This is a genomic window from Castellaniella sp., assembly GCF_049673105.1.
Taxonomy (GTDB): domain Bacteria; phylum Pseudomonadota; class Gammaproteobacteria; order Burkholderiales; family Burkholderiaceae_B; genus Castellaniella.
Genome location: NZ_JBATXG010000021.1, coordinates 70,409 through 93,245, shown reverse-complemented (window position 1 = coordinate 93,245; position 22,837 = coordinate 70,409). Strand labels below are relative to the sequence as shown.

Sequence of the window (22,837 nt, the reverse complement as noted above, 5' to 3'; positions counted from 1 at the left end):
GCTCAAGAAAAGGAGGAGAGAGAGGATTGCAGCGCCTGGGCGATGGCTCGTAGCCGCTGGTCGGGGATGCCGGCGGCGGTCAGGGCCTGGGCGGTCTGCAGCACGTAGTCGGTGCAAGCGCCGTATCGCCCGTGGCCCTGTCGCACGGCGTCCAGGATCTGTTCCAGCGACAAGCCCGAGGCATAGCCTGTGTCCTGACGGTTCATGGTGAACACCAGCCCTGGCACAATGCCGTCGGTCGTGTGGCAGCGCAGCCAGCGTGGAATATAGGCGGCGCTGGGCATTTCGCGCCGCCACAGGGCCAGCAGGGTATCGGGCGCCTGGGTGGCGGCGATACGAAAGACGCGACCGGTGCAGGAACCCCCCAGATCCAGCCCGAAGACCAGGCCGGGTTGTTCGGGGGTGCCGCGGTTGATGCGTGACCACAGGCACAGCGCCCGGTGGTAGCCGTGGATCCGTGCCTGGCGGGATTCGAGAAAATCGAATTCGGGCCGCCAGATCAGCGAGCCATAGCCAAACACCCACAAATCGTTGCGACCGTTCCAGTGCTGCAGGGTCTGCTGGATGGACGCCGCGTGCCAAGCATCGTCCCGCAGCCGGAATGCCTCGGGCGGCGGGGGCTGTCGGGAGGAGCGTTGCGCGGAGGCGTTCACAGGACAGAAGGCAGTGGAAAGGGAATGCATCCTATTGTAGAGGACTTGTACGGAATCTGAAGTCGGGGCCGTGGCAAAATGCCGTATTCCCGATTCGTCTTGCGCTACTGTCATCATGTCTGATCCCGATCTCATCGCGACTGCCTTGCCCGCATCCGCACCGTCCGGTGCCGATCTGGCGCGCCGATTTGGCGGATTGGACAGGCTCTACGGCGAAGGCGCCTGGCAGGCGCTGTCAGCGTTGCATGTGGTAGTGGCCGGGATCGGCGGGGTGGGCGCCTGGTGCGCCGAGGCCTTGGCGCGTTCCGGGGTGGGGGCGCTGACCCTGGTGGATATGGACCATGTGGCCGAATCCAATATCAACCGCCAGGCGCATGCCCTGGGCAGCACCCTGGGGATGGCCAAGATCCGTGCCATGGCGGATCGCGTGCGCGACATCCACCCCGGCTGCCGGGTCACGGAAATCGATGATTTCGTTAGCGCGGACAATCTGGATCAGATCTTGTCGGCGGGGCCGGCGGGCATCTTGCTGGACTGCACCGATCAGGTGCCTGCCAAGGTCGCCATGATTTTGCAGGCGCGCGCCAAAGGCTGGCCTTTGCTGGTATGCGGCGGGGCGGGCGGCAAGACGGATCCGCTGACGCTGCGCGCCGGGGATCTGTCGGCATCCGTGCACGATGCCTTGCTGGGCCGCATCCGCCAGGAACTGCGCCAGCGTCATGGCTATCCCAAAGGCGGCGCCGCCGGCGGCAAGCCCAAGCGCCGGGTGCCGCGCATGGGTGTGCCCTGCTTGTGGTTCGATCAGCCTGCCATCTTGCCGTCGGCGTGGACACAGTCGACGGCGCCTGATGCAGCGGCAGCGCCGCAGGGGCTGTCCTGCGCCGGCTATGGATCCGTGGTGACCGTGACGGCCAGCATGGGCCTGGCAGCCGCCAATTGGGCCCTGCAGCAGGGTTTGGCCCGGCTCGGCGGCTAGGCACACCGCCGTCGGCTGGCGGTCGGGACGGGCATCTGTCAGCCTCGTGTCAGCGAGCTCCTGTACGTTCTGCTGGTGTAGCATGTGGGCAGAAAAAATAATTCAGGAATCATCCGTAGTCCAGGTACCTGACACAATGCCTGTACTGCAGGATGGCAGGAGACGACATCATGCAGAAAATCCGCGAGTTCCACCGTCAATCGGTGCAGGACCGTGATGCTTTCTGGGCTCAAGAAGCTCGACGTATCCATTGGGAAACCCCCTTTACTCAGGTGCTGGATTTTTCCCGCCCGCCATTTGCGCGCTGGTTCGTGGGCGGGCGCACCAACCTGTGCTACAACGCGGTCGACCGCTGGCTGGATACCCAGGCGGATCAGCCCGCCCTGATCTGGGTCTCGACCGAAGTCGAACAGGAAATCGTCTATACCCGTTCCGATCTGGCGCGTGAAGTCAACGCCGCCGCCGCCATCTTGCAGCAGCTGGGGGTGGTGCAGGGCGATCGCGTGCTGATCTATCTGCCCATGATTCCCCAGGCGGCGTTTTTCATGCTGGCCTGTGCACGCATCGGCGCCATCCATTCGGTGGTGTTTGGCGGTTTTGCATCCCACAACCTGGCGCAGCGCATCGATGATGCCGAACCCAAGGTCATCATCTCGACGGATGCGGGGTCGCGCGGCGGGCGGGCCATTGCTTACAAGCCCCTGCTGGATCAGGCCATCGCGCAAAGCGCGCACGCGCCCGAACACGTCGTGCTGGTCAATCGCGGCCTGGCGCCCATGGACATGACCGCCGGTCGCGACCTGGACTACGCCACCCTGCGCGCTCGGCACCTGGATGCGCAGGTGCCGGTGGTCTGGCTGGAATCCAATGCGCCCAGCTATATCCTGTACACCTCGGGCACGACCGGCAACCCCAAAGGCGTGCAGCGCGATGTGGGCGGCTACGCCGTCGCCCTGTGCGCTTCCATGGAATACATATTCGGCGGCAAGCCGGGCGACGTCTATTTTTCCAGCAGCGACGTGGGCTGGGTGGTGGGACACTCTTACGTGGTCTACGGGCCGCTGCTGAACGGCCAGGCCACCGTCATGTACGAGGGCACGCCGGTGCGTCCGGATGCAGCCATCCTGTGGCGCATCGTCGAAACCTACCGGGTCAACGCCCTGTTTTCCGCACCGACCGCGATCCGGGTGCTGAAAAAACACGATCCGGCTTTGCTGACGCGCCATGACCTGTCCAGCCTGGACCGCATCTATCTGGCGGGCGAACCGCTGGATGAACTGACCGGGCAGTGGCTGTCTGAAGCCCTGGGCAAGCCGGTGATCGACAATTACTGGCAGACCGAAACCGGCTGGCCGATCCTGTCGGCGCAACCGGGGATCGAGGAAATTCCCCCGCGTTTCGGCAGCCCCACCGTGCCGGTCTACGGCTTTGACGTGCGGGCCGTCGACGAGGCCACCGGGCAGGATTGCGGCCCGAATCAAAAGGGGGTCGTGGCGATCGAACCGCCCCTGCCGCCCGGCGCCATGAGCACCATCTGGGGCGACGATGAGCGCTTCGTGCGAACGTATTTCCAGTCTTTTCCCGGTCGTCTGACCTACTCCACGTCCGATTGGGGCCTGGTGGATAAGGACGGCTACTGGTTCATTCTGGGGCGTACCGACGACGTGATCAACGTTGCCGGTCACCGCCTGGGCACTCGCGAAATCGAGGAATCCGTCAATACGCACCCTGCCGTGGCCGAATCCGCCGTGGTGGGGGTGGCGGATCAGTTGAAAGGCCAGGAAGCGATGGCCTTCGCGGTGCTACGCGATCCCGCCATGCTGGACGAGGCCGGCAGCCGCGACCGGCTGGAAGCTGAAATCAAGCGTGTGATCGAGCAGCGCAATGGCGCTGTGGCCCGGCCCGCCCGCATCCTGTTCGTCAACAATCTGCCGAAGACGCGGTCGGGCAAAGTTCTGCGTCGCGCCATTGTGGCCTTGTGCGAAGGACGCGATCCAGGCGATCTGACCACGATCGAGGACCCTGGCGCCCTCGAGCAGATCCGCTCAGCCCTGTGAGCACTGCCCAGAACCGGAGGCGTCCACTCGCAACAGGGGCGCCCGGTATCCTGATGCCCGGCGTGGGGCGGCGCGAGGTCTGGTCCTGGGCCATGTACGACTTCGCCAATTCCGGCTACACCACGGTCGTGCTGACGGCGGTGTTCAATGCCTATTTCGTCGGCGTCGTGGCGGCGGGTCATGCCTGGGGCACCTTGGCGCTGACGGCGGCGCTGTCGGTCTCGTATTTGATCGTGATGCTGATCATGCCGGGTCTGGGGGCGCGCGCCGATGCCCGCGCCGGACATCGGCGCTTGCTGTTCAGCAGCACGATTGGCTGCGTGCTGGCGACGGCTGTCCTGGTCTCGGTCGGGCCCGGCGATATCGCCTGGGGCCTGTTCTGGCTGGCCTTGTCGAATGCCTTTTACTGCATCGGTGAATCCGCCGTTGCCTCGTTTTTGCCCGGACTGGCCCGCCCGGAATCCATGGGACGCGTGTCTGGCTGGGGCTGGAGTTTCGGCTATTGCGGCGGCATGCTGACGTTGGGGCTGGCGTTGTGGGTGGCCGGGTCGGCGGCGGCGATGGATCTGCCCGCTCAGGCTTATGTGCCCTGGATCATGGCTTTGACGGCGGGGGTCTTCGCCCTGGCGGCGCTGCCCTCGTTTCTGTGGCTGCGCGAGCCGCGGCAGACAGCGGCTGCGCCGACGCCGGCGCCGGCGATGCTGGCGCAATTGCGCCGCGCCTGGCTGGAAACCCGCCGGGACTACCCGGATTTTCGGCGCCTGCTGATGTGCATCGCCTGCTATCAGGCGGGCATCGCCGTCGTGATCACGCTGTCGGCGGTCTATGCAACCGAGGTCATAGGCTTCGATATGCGCCAGACCATGTTGCTGGTGTTCCTGGTCAATATCGCGGCGGCAGTCGGCGCTTTTGGTTTCGGCTATCTGCAGGACCGCATCGGACACAAGCGGGCGCTGACCCTGACCTTGTGCGGCTGGTTGCTGATGGTGGGGCTGGCCGTCTCGGCGCAGACCCTGCCGGTGTTCTGGGCGGCTGCCGCGTTGGCCGGCCTGTGCATGGGCACCAGCCAGAGTGCGGGGCGGGCCATGGTGGGGGTGCTGGCTCCCACCCGGCGACCCGCGGAATTCTTTGCTTTGTGGACCTTTTCCGTGCAATTGGCGGCGGTCGTGGGGCCGCTGAGCTACGGCCTGCTGGTGTGGTTGACGCAGGGCAACCATCGGGCCGCGTTGTTGACGACAGGGCTGTTCTTTCTGGCGGGGCTCTGGTTGCTGGCGCGCCTGGATTTTGCCCGAGGCGAGCGGGACCGGGATATCGTGCGTCCGTCTGACCGCATTCCGTTGGCTTGATGGCCGCCGACGAGCGAGTTGCATTTGTCAGAATCAAGTAAGACTCGTGCAGTACGGTGACAGGTAACACAATTCAAACATGATGTGAATGACATCACTCAAAAGGAGCGAGCAAAATGGCTACGGAGATTGAATCCATATTGGTGGAGAATCGAGTATTCCCGCCTCCCGCCGATCTGGTCAAACAGGCCAACGTATCCGGGATGGAAGGCTACAAGGCCTTGTGCGACGAAGCCAATCGGGATCCGGATGCATTTTGGGCGCGGCTGGCCAATGAAAATCTGGTCTGGGACAAACCCTTTACCCAGGTGATAGATGAATCCAACAAGCCGTTCTACAAGTTCTATCCCGATGGGAAACTGAACGTCTCGGCCAACTGTCTGGACAAACACCTGGGTACGCCCGCCGAAAATCGCATCGCTCTGATTTTCGAAGCGGATGACGGCAAGGTCACCAAAGTCACCTATAAAGAACTGCATGCGCTCGTGTCGCAGTTCGCCAATGCGCTCAAGGCGCAGGGTTTCAAGACCGGCGAACGCGCCGTGCTGTACCTGCCGATGTCCATCGAGGCTGTGGTGGCCATGCAGGCCTGCGCTCGCCTGGGCATCATCCATTCCGTGGTGTTCGGCGGCTTCTCGGCCAAGAGCATCCACGAACGCGTGGTGGACGTGGGCGCGACCCTGATCATCACGGCCGACGCGCAAGCCCGCGGCGGCAAGATCATCCCCCTGAAGAACGCGGTGGACGAGGCCCTGGCCATGGGCGATTGCGAAGCCGTGCGCAAGGTCATCACCTACAAGCGCGCAGGCTCCGACGTCCAATGGGATGCCAGCCGCGACGTGTGGTGGCACGATGCGATCCAGGGTCAATCCTTTGACTGCCCGCCCGTGCCGGTCGATGCCGACCATCCGTTGTTCATTCTGTACACGTCCGGTTCCACCGGCAAGCCCAAAGGCGTACAGCATTCCAGCGCTGGCTATTTGCTGTGGTCCTTCATGACCATGCGATGGACCTTCGATGCCAAGCCCACGGACGTGTTCTGGTGTACCGCCGACGTGGGTTGGGTCACGGGCCACTCTTACGTCACCTACGGCCCCTTGGCGGCGGGCGTGACGCAGGTGGTCTTCGAAGGCGTTCCCACCTATCCGGATGCGGGCCGTTTCTGGAAGATGATCCAGGAGCACAAGGTCTCGGTGTTCTACACGGCGCCGACGGCGATCCGTTCGCTGACCAAGGCCTCCGAGGCCGACGCCAAGGTGCACCCGAAATCCTTCGACCTCAGTTCCCTACGCATCATCGGTTCGGTGGGCGAGCCCATCAACCCCGAAGCCTGGGTCTGGTATTACAACAACGTCGGCGGCCAGCGCTGCCCGGTGATCGACACCTGGTGGCAGACGGAAACCGGCGCCCACATGATCACGCCGCTGCCGGGCGTGACGCCGCTGAAGCCGGGTTCCTGCACGCTGCCGCTGCCCGGCATCGATGCCGCCATCGTGGATGAAACCGGCGAAGAAGTCGAACGCGGCAAGGGCGGCTTCCTGGTGGTGCGCCGCCCGTGGCCGTCCATGATCCGCACGGTCTGGGGCGATCCGGAACGTTTCAAGAAAACCTATTTCCCGGAAGAACTCAAAGGCTATTACCTGGCGGGCGACGGCGCCCAGCGCGACAAGGACGGCTATTTCTGGATCATGGGCCGCATCGACGATGTGCTGAACGTCTCGGGCCACCGCCTGGGCACGATGGAAGTCGAATCCGCCCTGGTGGCGCACGAACTGGTGGCGGAAGCCGCCGTCGTGGGTCGTCCGGATGCCACCACCGGTGAAGCCGTGGTGGCCTTTGTGGTGCTCAACGGCCCGCTGCCCCAAGGCGATGCCGCCGCCGCGATGGCCAAACAGCTGCGCGACTGGGTCGCCAAGGAAATCGGCCCCATCGCCAAACCGCGTGAAATCCGTTTCGGGGAAAACCTGCCCAAGACCCGTTCGGGCAAGATCATGCGCCGTCTGCTGCGCGTGGTCGCCAAGGGTGAACCCATCACCCAGGACGTCTCTACGCTGGAGAACCCCGGCATCCTGGATCAACTGTCCCAGGTGCAGTAAAGAGTGTTGAACGATGCCCTGTGATCCAGGGCACCGGACACAGCCAAAGGGGCGGGATGACATTCCCGCCCCTTTTTATTGGGTGCTTTGCAGGCTTCAGTCTGCGTGGCGGAATCCTGCGCCTGACGGCTACGCCAGGCCTGGCAGCAGGGCGCGCACGCCCGCAAACAGCATTTCGACGGCAATGGCCGCCAGGATGATGCCCATGACGCGGGCCATGATGACGCGCATTTTGGTGGACATCAGGCGGCCAATGGAGGCCGCAAAATACAGCACGACGAATAGCGCGGCCAGCACGGCGATCAGGACGACGCCAAAGCCGACGATGCGGGCCGAATCCCGCGCCTGGGCGCTGTAAATGATCAAGGTGGCGATCGTTCCGGGACCCACGATCATGGGGAAGGTCAAGGGATAGAAAGCGGGGTTGTCATCCGTGCCCTCGGCGGCAGCGGCGGCGGTGTTGGCACTTTTTTCCTGAGTGGCGCGTTCGTGCGAGGTAATCGGCTGGCCATTCAACATCGACATGGCGATGCCGATCAGTACCAGACCGCCGGCCACCCTGAAGGAATCCAGGCTGACGCCGAAAAAATCGATGATATGGCTGCCGGCCAGGGCGATGACCAGGCACATGACGGTGGTATAGCCCAGAATGGCAACCGCCAGGCTGCGTTGCTCGGCTACGGATTTGTGGGTGGTCAGGGCCAGGAACAGCGGCAAGGTGATGAAAGGGTTCATGATGGCGAACAAAGCGCCCAGGAACTTGGTGGCGAAGGTGATGTCCATCATGAGCGGGCCGTCGCCCGAAATCCTTGAGTCATAGAGACCGGGCGCTGCGTGGCGCTGCGCCCGGATCGCATTTTACATGCCGTTGTAGACGGGGCCTTCGCCGCCCTGAGGCGTGACCCAGACGATATTCTGTGTGGGGTCCTTGATGTCGCAGGTCTTGCAGTGCACGCAGTTCTGGGCGTTGATCTGCAGCTTGTCCTCGCCGGTTTCCGTCTTGACGAATTCATAGACCCCCGCCGGACAGAAGCGGGCTTCCGGACCGCCGAATTTCGCCAGATTGACCTTGACCGGCACCGCGTCATCCTTCAGGGTCAGGTGGACGGGCTCGTTTTCGTCGTGGTTGGTGTTCGAGATGAAGACGGAACTGAGCCGGTCAAAGGTCAGCTTGCCGTCGGGTTTCGGGTAGTCGATGCGCGCGCATTCGGCCGCCGGCTGCAGACAGGCATGGTCGGGCTTGGTGCGGTGAATGGTCCAGGGGATGTTGCCCCGCAGCAGCCATTGTTCGATGCCGGTCATCAGGGTGCCGACGGTGCGGCCCTTTTTGAACCACTGCTTGAAATTGCGCGATTTGTTCAATTCGGCATGCAGCCAGGACGATTCGAAGGCGGTCGGGTAGGCCGTCAGTTCGTCGTGGCGACGGTCGGCGATCAGCGCGTCGAAAGCGGCCTCGGCGGCCAGCGCGCCGGTCTTGATGGCGGCGTGGCTGCCCTTGATGCGCGAAGCGTTCAGCACACCGGCCTCGCAGCCCACCATCACCCCGCCGGGGAAGGTCATTTTGGGCAGCGACAGCAGACCGCCCGCCGTCAGCGAACGGGCGCCGTAGGCGACGCGCTTGCCGCCTTCCAGGGTGGCGCGGATGGCTGGGTGGGTCTTGTAGCGCTGGAATTCTTCAAAGGGCGACAGCCAGGGGTTGGCGTAGTCCAGACCGACCACCAGGCCGACGGCCACCAGGTTGTCACCCAGGTGATACAGGAAGGACCCGCCGTAGGTGTCGGAATCCAGCGGCCAGCCTGCCGTGTGCATGACCATGCCGGGGCGGGCCTGCGCGGGATCGACTTCCCACAGTTCCTTGATGCCGATGGCGTAGCTTTGCGGGTCACGCCCGGCATCCAGGCGGTATTTTTCAATCAGCTGGCGACCCAGGTGGCCGCGCGATCCCTCGGCGAAGATCGTGTAGCGGGCCAGCAGTTCCATGCCCGGCTGATAGGCATCGGTGTGGCTGCCGTCGCGGGCCACGCCCATGTCGCCGGTCAGCACGCCGCGCACCGCGCCCGATTCCGAGTACAGGATTTCAGCGGCGGCAAAGCCGGGGAAGACATCCACGCCCAGGGCTTCGGCCTGTTCGCCCAGCCAGCGGGTCACGTGACCCAGGCGGACGATGTAGTTGCCGTGGTTCTTGAAGCAATCCGGCAGCAACCAGGCTGGCGTGCTGCGGGACCCTGTTTCCGTCAGGAACAGGAATCGGTCTTCCTGCACCTGGACGCCCATCGGCGCGCCTTTTTCTTGCCAGTCGGGGATCAGTTCGGTGATGGCCCTGGGGTCCATCACACAGCCCGACAGGATGTGGGCGCCGATTTCGGCTGCCTTTTCCAGGACACAGACGCTGGTTTCCTGGCCGCGTTCGGCAGCCAGTTGCTTCAGCCGGATGGCGGCTGCCAGGCCGGCTGGCCCCCCTCCGACGATCACGACGTCGTATTCCATGGATTCACGTTCAGTCATGTGGATGGCTCCCGTATTCTGATGCTTCGATTGCCGGCCATTGTATTGCAGATCGGTATACTGCATGGTTGATTCGGGGCGGTTCGCGCGCCGGGAACCGGAGGTCGCATGTCCACGGAAAGCGTTGATATTCAAACTCATTCAGGAACGTTTGAAATTCCTGTCGAGGTTCGCTGGGGGGATATGGACGCCCTGCGCCACGTGAACAACGTCGCCTACTTCCGATATTTTGAAGAGGGCCGCGTACGTTTGTTTTCCGCCCTGCAGATGGAAGGCGGACAAGGCCGTTACGGCGTGTTGGCCCACGCCTCGTGTGATTTTCTCAAACCGCTGTTGTATCCTGGCCGTATCGTTGTGGGCATGGCCCTGTTGCGGATTGGGCGCACCAGTCTCGAATTGGATTCCTGGATCGCCGCAGAAGATGATGCGCGAAACCTGTATGCCAAAGGCCGAAGCGTGCTGGTTTGCACAGACAGCGCGACAGGCCGGCCCGTACCCTGGACCGATGCCGACCGGCAGGCGCTGATCCGCTGCTTTTCGGCATGAGCCGTATTTTTCAGTTCGTCTCAAAGGAAACGTCGTATGGATAAAGTCTATGAAAGCGCCGCAGCTGCCCTGCAGGGCATTGTGGCCGACGATCAGATGATCGCCGTCGGCGGCTTCGGGCTGTGCGGTATCCCCGAAGCCCTGATCGCCGCGTTGCGGGATTCCGGGGTGCAGGGCCTGACCTGCGTCAGCAACAATGCCGGGGTTGATGATTTCGGCCTGGGGCAGTTGCTGACCACGCGCCAGATTAAAAAAATGATCGCGTCGTACGTCGGCGAGAACAAGGAATTCGCCCGCCAGTACATGGCGAACGAATTGGAACTGGAATTCACGCCGCAGGGCACCCTGGCGGAAAAACTGCGGGCGGGCGGCGCCGGCATTCCGGCTTTCTTTACCCCCACCGGGGTGGGCACGGTCGTCGCCGAGGGCAAGGAAACCCGCGAATTCAATGGCCGCACCTATCTGATGGAACGATCGCTGACGCCGGACGTGTCCCTGGTCAAGGCCTGGAAGGCCGATCGCAGCGGCAATCTGGTGTTTCGCCGCACGGCGCGCAACTTCAATCCCAACGTCGCGATGGCGGGCAAGATCACCGTAGCCGAGGTCGAGGAAATCGTCCCCACCGGAACCTTCGATCCGGATGAAATCCACCTGCCGGGCATCTACGTGCACCGCATCGTCCTCAATGCGCATCCGGAAAAGCGCATCGAACAACGCACCATCCGTCAATAAGGGGGCACACAATGGCTTGGGATCGTGAACAGATGGCGGCGCGCGCCGCCAAAGAATTGAAAGACGGGTTCTATGTGAATCTGGGTATCGGCCTGCCGACCATGGTGGCCAACTATGTGCCCGACGGCATGGAAGTCTGGCTGCAGTCGGAAAACGGCCTGTTGGGCATCGGCCCGTTTCCCTCTGATGATCAGGTCGATGCCGATCTGATCAATGCGGGCAAGCAGACCGTCACCACGCTGCCGGGCTCGTCGATTTTCGCGTCCGCCGATTCCTTCGGCATGATCCGGGGCGGCAAGATCAATCTGGCCATTCTGGGCGCCATGCAGGTCTCCGAAAAGGGCGATCTGGCTAATTGGATGATTCCCGGCAAGATGATCAAGGGCATGGGCGGCGCCATGGACCTGGTGGCGGGCGTGGGCAAGGTCGTGGTCCTGATGGAACACGTCGCCAAAGGCAAGGACGGCACCGAATCCCTGAAACTGCTGCCGGAATGCACCCTGCCGCTGACCGGTGTGGGGGTGGTCAATCTGATCATCACCGATCTGGGCGTCATGGAAGTCACCGATGATGGTCTGCGCCTGACCGAACTGGCGCCGGGCGTGACGGTCGCCGACATTCAGGCCAAGACCACCGCCAAACTGGATATCTCCGCCGTCGCCTGAAGGAAACATCGTGACTTTGCAGCTTTCCCCGACGACGCCCGCTGAACGCATTGTCGCCCTGCGCGGGCAACTGGCCCTGTCGGGCCTGCAGGCCTGCCTGATTCCCACCGCCGATCCGCATTTGTCGGAATATCTGCCGGAACACTGGGCCGCCCGCGAATGGTTGTCGGGCTTCGACGGCTCGGCGGGCAGCCTGCTGGTGACGGCGGAATTTGCCGGGCTGTGGACCGACAGCCGCTATTGGGCGCAGGCCGAATCCCAGTTGCAGGGCTCGGGCATCACGCTGATGCGGGCAGGGGCGGCGGACGTGCCCGATATGCTGGACTGGGCCGCCGAACATCTGCGCCAGGGAGACCGGCTGGCAGTCGATGGCAGGGTGCTGGACTGGGGCGCCGCCGCGCGCTGGCGCGCGGGGCTGGATGCCGCAGGCGTGGCCTTGGTGCTGAATCAGGACCCGATCGGTCTCATCTGGTCCGATCGCCCGGCGCTGCCGATGGCGGCGGTATTCGAGCATGTGCCGCCGCATGCCTGCCGCAGTCGGGCCGAGAACCTGGAGGCGGTGCGCCGCGCCATGCAGGCGCATGGCGCCGACCATCATCTGCTGTCCTCGCTGGACGATATTGCCTGGCTGCTGAATGTGCGCGGCGCCGATGTGGATTACAACCCCGTCTTCCTGGCGCATGCGCTGCTGGATGCCGACCGGGTGCGCCTGTATGTGGCGCCTGGCAAGATCCCGGCGGATCTGGCGGCCCGTCTGGCCGCTGACGGGGTTGAGCTGCGCGCTGACACGGCGCTGGCCGCCGATCTGGCGGCGCTGGCGCTCAATGCCACGCTGCTGATAGACCCGGCGCGGGTGACGGCAGGCACGCTGTCGCACGCTCCCCAGGTCAATCTGATCGAGGCCATCAATCCGTCGCAATTGCTGAAATCGCTTAAAAACGCCGCCGAGGCCGACAATATCCGTCAAACCATGGCCCAGGACGGCGCGGCCCTATGCGAATTCTTCGCCTGGTTCGAATCGGCCTTGTCAGCCGGCGAGCGCATCACCGAAATCGATGTGGACGCCCATCTGTCCGCCGCCCGCGCCCGGCGACCGGGTTTCGTCAGTCTCAGTTTTGCCACCATTGCGGGCTTCAATGCCAATGGCGCCATGCCGCATTACCGGGCGACCGACGCGTCGCATGCGGTGATCCAGGGCGACGGCCTGCTGCTGATCGATTCGGGCGGGCAGTACCTGGGCGGCACCACCGACATCACCCGCGTGGTGCCGGTGGGCGCGCCATCCGCCGCTCAGCGGGCGGACTATACCGCCGTGCTGCAGGCTCATATCGCTTTGGCGCGAGCGCAGTTTCCGGTGGATACGGCGTCCTCGGTGCTGGACGCGGTCGCCCGCATGCCCTTGTGGCGCCGGGGGCTGGACTACGGCCACGGGACCGGGCACGGGGTGGGGTATTTCCTGAATGTGCACGAAGGCCCGCAGTCGATTTCCGTGCGGGCGCATGCGCGACCGCATCAGGGCATGCAGGCCGGCATGCTGACGTCCAACGAACCCGGCTTGTATCGCGACGGAAAATGGGGCATCCGCATCGAAAACCTGGTGCTCGCTGTACCTGCGGCCCAGACCGCCTTTGGGTCCTTCCTGGGTTTCGAGACCGTCACCTTGTGTCCCATCGATACCCGCTGCGTGGTGCGCGAACTGTTGTCGGCGGACGAAATCGACTGGCTGAACGGTTATCACCATCAGGTACGCGAGCGCTTGCTGCCCCTGGTGGACGGTGCGGCCAAGGATTGGCTGCTGGCGCGGACGGAACCGGTCTGATCTGAACCGCCGCGCCGGCGGTCTTGCCGATGGGCAGCCGGCGCAGCGCTGTGCCGGGTCAGGCGGCCCCTTGCGCCGCATCCCTGAAAAATTTCCAGAGCGCTGGATTCGCTGAATACGCCACATTGAAACGGAACCAGCCCTCGTCACGGCGGTCGGGGTGGAAATAGGCGCCGGGCGCCAGCCAGATGCCTGCTTTCAGCGCCTGCGCGGCCAGGCCGATGACCCCGTTCGGGTGATCGATGGCGGTGCGGGGCCGCGCCCATAGGAATAGACCCGCGCCAGGCTCGTGGGCGATCTCGAAGTCGGCCTCGTGCATCATCTGGCAGACCTGGTCGTGGGCCTGGCTCAGGCGTTCCCGCACACTGCGCAGGTAGGCGGCTTGGCGACCGTCGCGCAGCACCTGGCAGGCCGTGCGTTCCATGATTTCCGCAGACGTCAGCCCCAGCGACATCTTGGTCTGGGCGCAGCGCTGCAGCAGAGCGGGCTCGCACAGCAGGTAGCCGACCCGCAGCGACGGCATCACGCTTTTGGCGAAGCCCGACACATAGACCACGCGCCGTGTGCCGGCCAGCGCGGCCAGCAGGGGGGCGGAACCCTGCAGCAGCTCGCGCGACACGTCGTCTTCCACCACCAGCAGATCGTGGCGTTCCGCCAGTTGCAGCAGCCGGAAGGCGCCCGCCATGCTGAAGCTGGCGCCGGTCGGATTCTGCAGGACAGTGGTGACAAAGACGGCGCGCAGCGGATGCGTGCGGGCCAGCGTGTCCAGAATGTCTTCGTCCAGGCCATCGGCGGTGCGCGGGACGCCGTGCGTGACGATGCCGTTCATGGTCAGGATCTGCAACAGGTTGGCGTAGCAGGGGACCTCGACAGCCACGTGATCGCCCGGCTTGAGCGCGGTCCGGATCACGATGTCCAGCGCCTGCGTCGCCCCGTGGGTCAGCAGGACTTGCCCCGTATCTGCGTCCAGGCCGTAGCCGTTCAGGTGGCGGGCGATGTGTTCGCGCAGCGGGTGATAGCCCAGCGGATGGCCGTACGAGGCCATCTGGCCGATCGGCACCCGTACCAGCTGGCGCAGTGCGTGTTGCAGGCCGGTTTCGTTGTGCCAGTCCGGGGGCAACCAGCCGCAGCCCGCCTTGATCGAAATCGAATGGTCGGCGAAGACATCGGACAGCAGCCAGGCAGGGCCTACTTGCGGGGCTTCCCAGGCGGTTGGGGGGCGGTCGGGTTGCTGTCGGGCGACGCGGTAATCGATGCCGGGCCGGGACTGCAGCTGTCCTTGAGCCACCAGGCGGTTGTAGGCGGCCATGACCGTAAAGGTGGACAGGTGGTGGGCGCGTGCGAATTGCCGGATCGACGGCATGACCATGCCGGGGCGCAGGACGCGATCCCGAATGGCCTGATCGATGGCGTCGACCGTCTGGTTGACCAGGGAGTAGCCATCGGGCGAGCGGCGCCGGGGGGTGAACAGGATCATGGCCTGTGCCTGTTGCGATAGAGGACCTGGCTGCAGCCGGCACGGTGGACCAATACAGCAGGCTGGATGCGGCCAATACAGTTATGGACTCATCCTAACACCGTGACTGTCTTTTACGCCACTGTCACTCCAGAATGGATTTCATCCTGTCTGGTTTCCCACTTTTGTGAGGTCGCATCATGAGAGCCGATACTGCCGCCCCCTTGGATTTATCCCATTTGTGGATGCCTTTTACTGCCAACCGCCAGTTCAAGGCCCATCCGCGCCTGCTGGCGTCTGCCAAGGGGATGTACTACACCGCCACGGACGGCCATCAGATCCTGGACGGCACGGCGGGCCTGTGGTGCGTCAATGCGGGCCACGGGCGCAAGCCCATCGTCGACGCCCTGTGCAGGCAGGCGGAAACGCTGGATTATGCGTCCAGCTTCAATATCGGCCACGAGGATTCCTTCCGGGCGGCGACGGAAATTTCCGCCATGATGCCTGCCGGCATGGACCGCGTATTTTTTACCAATTCGGGGTCGGAATCCGTCGATACGGCGCTGAAGATGGCGCTGGCTTATCACCGCGCCCGGGGCGAGGGGGGGCGCACGCGCCTGATCGGGCGCGAGCGCGGCTATCACGGCGTGGGGTTCGGCGGGATTTCGGTAGGCGGTATTTCACCCAATCGCAAGGCGTTTTCGGGGGTGTTGCTACCGGGGGTGGATCACCTGCCGCACACGCACGATCTGGAACATAACGCCTTTTCGCGCGGGCAGCCGGCCTGGGGCGGTGAACATTTCGCCGACGCCCTGGAAAACATCGTCGCTTTGCACGATGCTTCTACCATTGCCGCCGTGATTGTCGAACCCCTGGCCGGGTCCACCGGAGTGTTGCTGCCGCCCAAGGGCTATCTGGAACGACTGCGGGCCATCACCGAAAAACATGGTATTTTGCTGATCTTCGACGAAGTGATCACCGGCTTTGGCCGCCTGGGCGCGGCGACGGCCAGCGAGTTTTTCGGCGTCAAGCCCGATCTGCTCACGTTCGCCAAAGGCGTCTGCAATGCGGCGGTGCCGGCGGGCGGCGTGGCTGTACGCCGCGAAATCTACGACACGGTCGTGGACGCCAGCCAGGGCGGCATCGAATTTTTCCACGGCTACACCTTCTCGGCTCACCCGATGGCGACTGCCGCCATTTTGTCCACGTTGGCCATCTACCGCGACGAGGATCTGTTCAATCGCGCCAAAGGCCTGGCCGGGCGCTTTGAGGACGCTGCGCATTCCCTCAAGGGCGTGCGGCATGTGATCGACGTCCGCAACCTGGGTCTGGTGGCGGGTATTGAACTCACGCCGCGTCCCGGAAAGCCCGGCGCGCGCGCGTCCGAGGTCTTCGCCAAGTGCTTCGACAAGGGAGTGCTGGTGCGCTATACGGGCGACATCATTGCCATCTCGCCGCCGCTCATCATCGAGGAAAAGCAGATTGCGCAGATCTTCGAGACGATCGGAGCTGTCTTGGCGACGGTGGATTGATCGCGACAAGGCATAAGTCTGGCTGTCGTGGCGGCGGCGCGTCCGCTACGCCAGCCAGCGCTTGAACCAGGCGATGCTGCGGTTCCAGGCCAGTTCCGCCGCATCCTTGTCGTAGCGTGGGGTCGAATCGTTGTGGAAACCGTGGTTCACGCCGGGGTAGAGGTGGGCTTCGTAGGTTTTGCCGCCGGCCTTCAGCGCTGCTTCGTAGGCCGGCCAGCCTGCATTGACGCGGGTGTCCAGGCCGGCATAGTGCAGCAGTAGCGGCGCCTGGATGCGAGGCACGTCTTCAGTGCGGGCTTGCATGCCGTAGAACGGCACGGCTGCCGCCAGTTCGGGGTAGGCGACGGCGGCTGCGTTGCAGACCCCGCCGCCGTAGCAGAAACCGATGATGCCGGTCTTGCCCGTCGATCCGGCCCCGGTCGGCAGAAATTCGATGGCGGCGAAGAAATCATTCATCAGCTTGACGGGGTCGATCTGCTGCTGCAGTTCGCGGCCCAGATCGTCGTTGCCGGGGTAGCCGCCCTTGGAACTGAGTCCATCGGGCGCCAGCGCCAGGAAACCGGCCTTGGCCAGCCGCCGGGCGACGTCTTCGATATAGGGGTTCAGGCCGCGGTTTTCGTGTACCACCACGACGCCGGGGATCTTGCCCGAGGCCTTGGCAGGGCGCACCAGATAGGCGCGCACCGTGCCGTTGCCCTTGGGGGAAGGGTAGTGGATGTATTCGGCCAGAATGTCCGGATCGGTGAAGGACACCTGCCCGGCCAATGCGTAATCGGGCGATAGCGTGGCCAGCAGGGCGGTGGCGCTGAGTCCCCCAGCGGCATAGCGGGCCGCCCGGTGCAGGAATTCACGCCGGTCGATCAGCCCGTGCGCGTAGAAATCATAGAGTTCCAGCAGTTCCGGTGCGAAGTCTTTCGCAGTCAACCTGGTCATGGCGTTCTCCCGACCATCATGGATGGGTGCTGGAATCATGGTAGGTGAGTCAGGCCACGCCGTAAAGCGCCGCTCTGTCCATTGAGCGCGAGCGGGGCAAACGCGTCATGCCGACGCGCTGGGTATCGTTGCCTTTTGCAAGCCTCCCGGCAGCCGGATCGAAGCGGTTATAATCTCAATTTCCCGCTGCGCCCGTCCACACCGGGCTCCTATAGAAATGACCAAATACGTATTCGTCACAGGGGGCGTTGTCTCCTCCCTGGGCAAAGGCATTGCTGCGGCATCGCTCGCCGCGATCCTGGAATCCCGCGGGCTGCGGGTCACCATGCTGAAGCTGGATCCCTACATCAACGTGGATCCGGGCACCATGAGCCCCTTTCAGCATGGCGAGGTCTTCGTCACCGAAGACGGCGCCGAAACCGACCTGGATCTGGGCCATTACGAACGATTCGTGTCGGCCCGCATGCACAAGGTCAACAACTTCACGACCGGCCAGATCTACGAATCGGTGCTGCGCAAGGAACGCCGGGGCGATTACCTGGGCAAGACCGTGCAGGTCATTCCCCACATCACCAATGAAATCCAGGATTTCATCGCGCGGGGCGCCAAAGCCGCCTATGACGGCCAGGCCGACATCGCCATCGTGGAAATCGGCGGAACGGTGGGCGACATCGAATCGCTGCCCTTCCTGGAAGCCGTGCGCCAGATGAGTCTGCGCCTGGGCCGCAATCAGTGCGCTTTTGTGCACCTGACGCTGGTGCCCTTCATTGCCTCCGCAGGCGAACTGAAAACCAAGCCCACTCAGCATTCCGTGCAAAAGCTGCGCGAAATCGGCATCTATCCCAATGCGCTGCTGTGCCGCGCCGATCGCCCGGTGCCGGACGACGAACGGGCCAAGATCTCCCTCTTTTCTAATGTGCCCCTGGATGCGGTGATTTCCGTCTGGGACGCAGATTCCATCTACAAGATCCCCGCCATGCTGCACGAGCAAGGCCTGGACAGCCTGGTGTGCGACGCGCTGGCCATCACGCCGCCGCCCGCCGACCTGACGGTCTGGGATCGCCTGGTGCGCGATCTGGAAAATCCCAGCGAAGCCATCACCATCGGCATGGTCGGCAAATATGTCGATCTGACCGAATCCTACAAATCCTTGTCCGAAGCCCTGGTGCACGCCGGTATCCACACGCATTCCCGGGTGCACATCGAGTATCTGGATTCCGAGGAAATCGAAACCCAGGGGACCGGCTGCCTGGTGGGATTGGACGCCATCCTGGTGCCGGGCGGTTTCGGCAAGCGCGGCACCGAAGGCAAGATCAAGGCCATCCAGTATGCTCGCGAGCATGGCATTCCCTATTTGGGCATCTGCCTGGGCATGCAACTGGCCGTGGTCGAATTCGCCCGTCATGTGGCGGGCCTGGGCGGGGCCAACAGCACGGAATTCGATCCCTCGGCGCCTCACCCGGTGGTGGCGCTGATCACTGAATGGCAAGACCGCGAGGGCAAGATCGAAAAGCGCGACGCCGCATCCGATATGGGCGGCACCATGCGCAAGGGCGCGCAGCGCTGCCCGGTGAAGCCCGGCACCCGCGCTTTTGACATCTACGGGGCCGAAGTCAACGAACGCCACCGCCACCGCTACGAAGTCAACAACGTCTACGTGAACCGCCTGGAAGAAGCCGGCCTGGTCATCAGCGCCCGCACGCCTACGGAAAATCTGCCGGAAATCATGGAAATTCCCAGCCACCCGTGGTTCATGGGGGTGCAGTTCCATCCGGAATTCACGTCCACGCCGCGTGACGGCCATCCGCTGTTCTCCAGCTACATCCAGGCGGCGCTGGCCTACCAGAAAAACCGGGCCAGCCAGCACACAAAGGGGTAGAACCATGCAACTGTGTCATTTCCAGGCGGGTCAGGATCAGCCGCTGTTTCTGATCGCCGGCCCCTGCGTGATTGAATCGCGCGAACTGGCCTTTGAAACCGCCGGCATTCTGCAGGAAATGACGCGGGCGCTGGGTATTCCCTTTATCTACAAAAGCTCTTTCGATAAGGCCAACCGCAGTTCCGGCGCCTCCTTCCGGGGGCCGGGCATGGACGAGGGCCTGAAGATCCTGGAAGACGTGCGCCGGCAACTGGGCGTGCCGGTGCTGACCGATGTGCATGAAATCGGTCAGGCCCGCGAGGTCGCCGCCGTCGTCGATGTGCTGCAGACCCCCGCCTTTCTGTGCCGCCAGACGGACTTCATCCAGGCCTGCGCCGCGACGCTCAAGCCCGTCAATATCAAGAAAGGCCAGTTTCTGGCGCCTGAAGACATGAAGCAGGTGGTGGCCAAGGCCCGCGATGCCGCGATCCAGGCGGGTGGCGACGGACAGAGCATCCTGGTCTGCGAACGCGGCGCATCCTTCGGCTATCACAATCTGGTGTCCGACATGCGGTCCCTGGCCATCATGCGCGATACGCATTGCCCGGTGGTGTTCGACGCCACCCATTCGGTGCAGTTGCCCGGCGGGCAGGGGACCAGTTCCGGTGGACAGCGCGAATTCGTGCCGGTGCTGGCGCGCGCCGCCGTCGCGGTGGGCGTGGCCGGGGTGTTCATGGAAACGCACCCGGATCCCGCCAAGGCCCTGTCCGATGGCCCCAACGCCGTGCCGCTGGACAAGATGCGAGTGCTGCTGGAAACCCTGGTGGCGCTGGACCGCTGCGTCAAGCAGGACGGGGCGCTGAATCTGGTTCTGTAGCGTTTTGCGCCGCCGGCGGCGGATGTCCTGTCCCTGCAGTGCATACTTCAGGTACGGGGCGCAACTCAGGGAAACCCCGCTACAATAGCGGGGTTTCATTTGTTATCCCCACCCACCCATCCAACACAGGCAGGACGGTCATAGCATGAGTGCAATCGTAGACATCATCGGGCGCGAAATTCTGGATTCGCGCGGTAACCCCACCGTAGAATGCGACGTCCTGCTGGAATCCGGCGCCATGGGTCGGGCCGCCGTGCCGTCGGGCGCATCGACCGGCGCGCGCGAAGCCATCGAGCTGCGTGACGGGGACAAGGCCCGCTACCTGGGCAAAGGTGTGCTGCGGGCAGTGGAACACATCAATACTGAAATTTCCGAGGCCTTGATGGGCCTGGACGCCCAAGAACAGGCCTTTATCGACCGCACCCTGATCGAACTGGACGGCACCGACGATAAAAGCCGCCTGGGCGCCAACGCCATTCTGGCCGCCAGCATGGCGGTGGCCAAGGCCGCCGCCGACGACTCCGGCCTGTCGCTGTACCGCTATTTCGGCGGCAGCGGCCCGATGCAGATGCCCGTGCCCATGATGAACGTCATCAACGGCGGGGCGCATGCCAACAACACTCTGGACCTGCAGGAATTCATGATCCTGCCGGTGGGCGCATCCAGTTTTCGCGAAGCCCTGCGCATGGGCGCTGAAGTCTTCCACGCCCTGAAAAAGATCATCGGCGATCAAGGCATGTCCACGGCGGTGGGCGACGAGGGCGGTTTCGCCCCGAACGTCGCCAACCACGAAGCGGCCATCGAACTGATCCTGAAAGCCATCAGCGCAGCCGGCTACGAGGCCGGTTCCCAGATCGTGCTGGGTCTGGACTGCGCCAGTTCCGAATTCTACCGGGACGGCAAATACCACCTGGCCGGCGAAGGCGGCATTGCCTTGAATTCCCAGGATTTCGCCAATCTGCTGGCGTCCTGGTGCGATAAATACCCGATCGTCTCCATCGAAGACGGCATGGCCGAAGACGACTGGGAAGGCTGGCGCATCCTGACCGAACAGCTGGGCCGCAAAGTCCAGCTGGTGGGCGATGATCTGTTCGTCACCAACACCAAGATCCTGAAAAAAGGCATCGACCAGGGCATCGCCAATTCGATCCTCATCAAGATCAATCAGATCGGCACGCTGACGGAAACCTTTGCCGCCATCGAAATGGCCAAGCGCGCAGGTTACACGGCCGTGATTTCGCACCGCTCGGGCGAAACCGAAGACTCCACCATCGCCGACATCGCCGTGGCCACCAACGCCATGCAGATCAAGACCGGTTCCTTGTCGCGTTCCGACCGCACGGCAAAATACAACCAGCTGCTGCGCATCGAAGAAGAACTGGCCGAAGTCGCCGCGTACCCGGGCGTCTCGGCGTTCTATAACCTGCGCTGATCGCGGCCATGCGCCTGCTCAGTCTCGTCTTGCTGGCTCTGGCGCTTGCTACCCAGTATCCCTTGTGGTGGGGTAAAGGCGGCTGGCTGCAGGTGCGTGACCTGCAGGCGCAGGTACAGCAAGAAACCGATAATAATCAGGCGCTGATGGCGCGCAACAATGCTTTGCAGGCCGAAGTCCAGGATCTGAAGACCGGGATTTCGGCGCTCGAAGAGCGCGCCCGCAACGAACTGAACATGATCCGCGAGGGCGAGTATTTCGTGCAGGTCCTGCCTCGCCCCCCCAAGGCGCAGTAGGTTTCAGGGCGCGCAGTTATCCAGCGCATCGCCGTCAGCGTCAGCGCTGCGGTGTGCTTCGCCCTGTCCGGAATGGACGGCGCCTGGCTCGCCGTCGGGGGCCGGGCCTGTATCGCTATCTGGCGTGTCCGGCGGCAAAGCCCCGTCGGGATTGCCCGTATGGGTCTCCGGGGGCTGGCTGCCGTCCGGTATTGATTCCGTCTGCGCGTGGCCGGGCCTGGATGTCCCGGTGGATGCTGCATGGATTACCCGGCCATCCGGTAGATCCGGCCAGGCGGCGGGATGGGACTGCATGGCCATGCGGATGCGCCGCCGAAAGGGCAGATGGCCGCTTTGCATCATGCGCTGTCCAATGGGGTCCGTATGCAGGGGCGCCAGGGCGCGGACAATCGCCGATACGCCGGGCAGCACCGGCGCTTGCGGCCACCAGAGATCCATCAGCAGCGTATTGGCCTGGAAAATCGTCATGCCCGATTGCGGCCCTCGTCCGTGGGGCCAGCCCTGGCCCATGCGGCGCGCGTGTTGCCGCGCTTGATAATCGTTGCGGATCAGCGTTTGCCCTGGCGGTTGGCGCAGGCTGGACAGGGATGCATCCGCGTGGTCCAGGAAGGCGGCGGGCGCGGGCTGCAGGATATGTATCCGCCACGGCACGCCCAGCGCTTGCTGCCGGCTATGCAAGGCCTGCGCCTGGGCGGCGGGCCGCACAAGGATCCGGCGCAGTCCTTGTTCAAAGGCATCGGCAATCGCCTGGGGCCGCGCCTGGCGGGTGGCGCCTGCGCGCGCGGCATCCATCAGGGCCAGGCTGAGCGCCTGGCGCAGATTCATCCAATGGGCCAGTTCCACGCCACCCATGCCCAGGCTCAGGACGGGGATCAGGACGGCCAGGAAACCGGCCATGCCCGCGCCGCGCTGGGATCGCATGTCGGGATGCCGCGCGGGTATCGTGTCGAAGCCTGTTGCCGGGAGGGTCGGAGAATCCGCCATATGCGCCTGCCTTGTGTCATGTCTGGTCCGGGCAGGGCAGTATCGCGCGGATCGGCAGCGCGGGGCAGTCTGGA

At 63.9% G+C, this 22,837-nt stretch carries 19 protein-coding genes; 13 read left to right on the top strand and 6 right to left on the bottom strand.

Features of this window, described 5'->3' with window-relative positions; genetic code table 11:
- Positions 1-2: 2 nt before the first annotated feature.
- Positions 3-683, bottom strand: a complete 681-nt coding sequence (locus WBF69_RS08595) for a gamma-glutamylcyclotransferase (protein WP_424263209.1) — start codon at positions 681-683, stop codon at positions 3-5.
- A gap of 85 nt (positions 684-768) precedes the next feature.
- On the opposite strand from WBF69_RS08595, the gene WBF69_RS08590 reads away from it, so the two are divergent.
- The 4 genes from WBF69_RS08590 (at position 769) to acs (ending at position 7,128) form a co-directional block, all read left to right on the top strand.
- A complete protein-coding gene (locus WBF69_RS08590; RefSeq protein WP_424263207.1) occupies positions 769-1,629 on the top strand; it encodes a tRNA threonylcarbamoyladenosine dehydratase in 861 nt (286 codons plus the stop codon).
- A gap of 170 nt (positions 1,630-1,799) precedes the next feature.
- Positions 1,800-3,686, top strand: coding sequence for a propionate--CoA ligase (locus WBF69_RS08585; RefSeq protein WP_424263205.1), 1,887 nt, complete (start codon positions 1,800-1,802; stop codon positions 3,684-3,686).
- Between the two features lie 53 nt (positions 3,687-3,739).
- Positions 3,740-5,032: an MFS transporter gene (locus WBF69_RS08580; protein WP_424263203.1), complete on the top strand. Its 1,293-nt coding sequence runs from the start codon at positions 3,740-3,742 to the stop codon at positions 5,030-5,032.
- Positions 5,033-5,148: 116 nt separating this feature from the next.
- Positions 5,149-7,128: an acetate--CoA ligase gene (gene acs / locus WBF69_RS08575; protein WP_424263201.1), complete on the top strand. Its 1,980-nt coding sequence runs from the start codon at positions 5,149-5,151 to the stop codon at positions 7,126-7,128.
- A 129-nt stretch (positions 7,129-7,257) separates the two neighbouring features.
- Here the strand turns inward: acs and WBF69_RS08570 are convergent, their stop codons facing one another.
- Both WBF69_RS08570 and WBF69_RS08565 read right to left on the bottom strand, forming a co-directional pair.
- Entirely contained in the window at positions 7,258-7,914 is a 657-nt protein-coding gene (locus tag WBF69_RS08570) for a MarC family protein (RefSeq protein WP_424263199.1), read from the bottom strand.
- Between the two features lie 72 nt (positions 7,915-7,986).
- Entirely contained in the window at positions 7,987-9,633 is a 1,647-nt protein-coding gene (locus WBF69_RS08565; protein WP_424263197.1) for an electron transfer flavoprotein-ubiquinone oxidoreductase, read from the bottom strand.
- Between the two features lie 108 nt (positions 9,634-9,741).
- Here WBF69_RS08565 and WBF69_RS08560 point away from each other — a divergent pair, with 108 nt between their 5' ends.
- Genes WBF69_RS08560 through WBF69_RS08545 form a run of 4 tightly spaced genes read left to right on the top strand, consistent with a single transcriptional unit; the run spans position 9,742 to position 13,395 of the window.
- Positions 9,742-10,179, top strand: coding sequence for an acyl-CoA thioesterase (locus WBF69_RS08560; protein ID WP_424263195.1), 438 nt, complete (start codon positions 9,742-9,744; stop codon positions 10,177-10,179).
- A 36-nt stretch (positions 10,180-10,215) separates the two neighbouring features.
- Entirely contained in the window at positions 10,216-10,911 is a 696-nt protein-coding gene (locus WBF69_RS08555; protein ID WP_424263193.1) for a CoA transferase subunit A, read from the top strand.
- Positions 10,912-10,922: 11 nt separating this feature from the next.
- Entirely contained in the window at positions 10,923-11,576 is a 654-nt protein-coding gene (locus WBF69_RS08550; protein ID WP_424263191.1) for a CoA transferase subunit B, read from the top strand.
- Positions 11,577-11,586: 10 nt separating this feature from the next.
- Positions 11,587-13,395: a M24 family metallopeptidase gene (locus WBF69_RS08545; RefSeq protein WP_424263189.1), complete on the top strand. Its 1,809-nt coding sequence runs from the start codon at positions 11,587-11,589 to the stop codon at positions 13,393-13,395.
- Positions 13,396-13,453: 58 nt separating this feature from the next.
- Here the strand turns inward: WBF69_RS08545 and WBF69_RS08540 are convergent, their stop codons facing one another.
- Positions 13,454-14,872, bottom strand: coding sequence for a PLP-dependent aminotransferase family protein (locus WBF69_RS08540; protein ID WP_424263187.1), 1,419 nt, complete (start codon positions 14,870-14,872; stop codon positions 13,454-13,456).
- A 224-nt stretch (positions 14,873-15,096) separates the two neighbouring features.
- Here WBF69_RS08540 and WBF69_RS08535 point away from each other — a divergent pair, with 224 nt between their 5' ends.
- Entirely contained in the window at positions 15,097-16,383 is a 1,287-nt protein-coding gene (locus WBF69_RS08535) for an aspartate aminotransferase family protein (protein ID WP_424263185.1), read from the top strand.
- A gap of 45 nt (positions 16,384-16,428) precedes the next feature.
- Here the strand turns inward: WBF69_RS08535 and yghX are convergent, their stop codons facing one another.
- Positions 16,429-17,316, bottom strand: a complete 888-nt coding sequence (yghX, locus tag WBF69_RS08530; protein ID WP_424263183.1) for a YghX family hydrolase — start codon at positions 17,314-17,316, stop codon at positions 16,429-16,431.
- A gap of 217 nt (positions 17,317-17,533) precedes the next feature.
- Here yghX and WBF69_RS08525 point away from each other — a divergent pair, with 217 nt between their 5' ends.
- The 4 genes from WBF69_RS08525 (at position 17,534) to ftsB (ending at position 21,779) form a co-directional block, all read left to right on the top strand.
- Positions 17,534-19,195 (top strand): CTP synthase, encoded by a 1,662-nt coding sequence (locus tag WBF69_RS08525; protein WP_424263181.1) that lies wholly within the window; start codon positions 17,534-17,536, stop codon positions 19,193-19,195.
- A gap of 4 nt (positions 19,196-19,199) precedes the next feature.
- On the top strand, positions 19,200-20,051 hold the full coding sequence (gene kdsA / locus WBF69_RS08520; protein ID WP_424263179.1) for a 3-deoxy-8-phosphooctulonate synthase: 852 nt from the start codon (positions 19,200-19,202) through the stop codon (positions 20,049-20,051).
- A 145-nt stretch (positions 20,052-20,196) separates the two neighbouring features.
- Positions 20,197-21,483 (top strand): phosphopyruvate hydratase, encoded by a 1,287-nt coding sequence (eno, locus tag WBF69_RS08515; RefSeq protein WP_424263177.1) that lies wholly within the window; start codon positions 20,197-20,199, stop codon positions 21,481-21,483.
- 8 nt (positions 21,484-21,491) lie between these two features.
- On the top strand, positions 21,492-21,779 hold the full coding sequence (gene ftsB, locus WBF69_RS08510; protein WP_424263175.1) for a cell division protein FtsB: 288 nt from the start codon (positions 21,492-21,494) through the stop codon (positions 21,777-21,779).
- A 3-nt stretch (positions 21,780-21,782) separates the two neighbouring features.
- Here the strand turns inward: ftsB and WBF69_RS08505 are convergent, their stop codons facing one another.
- On the bottom strand, positions 21,783-22,700 hold the full coding sequence (locus tag WBF69_RS08505) for a TadE/TadG family type IV pilus assembly protein (RefSeq protein ID WP_424263173.1): 918 nt from the start codon (positions 22,698-22,700) through the stop codon (positions 21,783-21,785).
- Between the last annotated feature and the right edge of the window lie 137 nt (positions 22,701-22,837).

Bases quoted from the DNA above. Each gene is read 5' to 3' on its own strand.
- WBF69_RS08555 (WP_424263193.1), top strand. From the start codon at position 10,216: ATGGATAAAGTCTATGAAAGCGCCGCAGCTGCCCTGCAGGGCATTGTG.
- WBF69_RS08585 (WP_424263205.1), top strand. From the start codon at position 1,800: ATGCAGAAAATCCGCGAGTTCCACCGTCAATCGGTGCAGGACCGTGAT.
- WBF69_RS08590 (WP_424263207.1), top strand. From the start codon at position 769: ATGTCTGATCCCGATCTCATCGCGACTGCCTTGCCCGCATCCGCACCG.
- WBF69_RS08595 (WP_424263209.1), bottom strand. From the start codon at position 683: ATGCATTCCCTTTCCACTGCCTTCTGTCCTGTGAACGCCTCCGCGCAA.
- ftsB (WP_424263175.1), top strand. From the start codon at position 21,492: ATGCGCCTGCTCAGTCTCGTCTTGCTGGCTCTGGCGCTTGCTACCCAG.
- WBF69_RS08525 (WP_424263181.1), top strand. From the start codon at position 17,534: ATGACCAAATACGTATTCGTCACAGGGGGCGTTGTCTCCTCCCTGGGC.
- WBF69_RS08560 (WP_424263195.1), top strand. From the start codon at position 9,742: ATGTCCACGGAAAGCGTTGATATTCAAACTCATTCAGGAACGTTTGAA.
- kdsA (WP_424263179.1), top strand. From the start codon at position 19,200: ATGCAACTGTGTCATTTCCAGGCGGGTCAGGATCAGCCGCTGTTTCTG.
- WBF69_RS08535 (WP_424263185.1), top strand. From the start codon at position 15,097: ATGCCTTTTACTGCCAACCGCCAGTTCAAGGCCCATCCGCGCCTGCTG.
- WBF69_RS08540 (WP_424263187.1), bottom strand. From the start codon at position 14,872: ATGATCCTGTTCACCCCCCGGCGCCGCTCGCCCGATGGCTACTCCCTG.
- WBF69_RS08565 (WP_424263197.1), bottom strand. From the start codon at position 9,633: ATGACTGAACGTGAATCCATGGAATACGACGTCGTGATCGTCGGAGGG.
- yghX (WP_424263183.1), bottom strand. From the start codon at position 17,316: ATGACCAGGTTGACTGCGAAAGACTTCGCACCGGAACTGCTGGAACTC.
- WBF69_RS08505 (WP_424263173.1), bottom strand. From the start codon at position 22,700: ATGCGATCCCAGCGCGGCGCGGGCATGGCCGGTTTCCTGGCCGTCCTG.
- WBF69_RS08550 (WP_424263191.1), top strand. From the start codon at position 10,923: ATGGCTTGGGATCGTGAACAGATGGCGGCGCGCGCCGCCAAAGAATTG.
- WBF69_RS08570 (WP_424263199.1), bottom strand. From the start codon at position 7,914: ATGATGGACATCACCTTCGCCACCAAGTTCCTGGGCGCTTTGTTCGCC.
- acs (WP_424263201.1), top strand. From the start codon at position 5,149: ATGGCTACGGAGATTGAATCCATATTGGTGGAGAATCGAGTATTCCCG.
- eno (WP_424263177.1), top strand. From the start codon at position 20,197: ATGAGTGCAATCGTAGACATCATCGGGCGCGAAATTCTGGATTCGCGC.
- WBF69_RS08580 (WP_424263203.1), top strand. From the start codon at position 3,740: ATGCCCGGCGTGGGGCGGCGCGAGGTCTGGTCCTGGGCCATGTACGAC.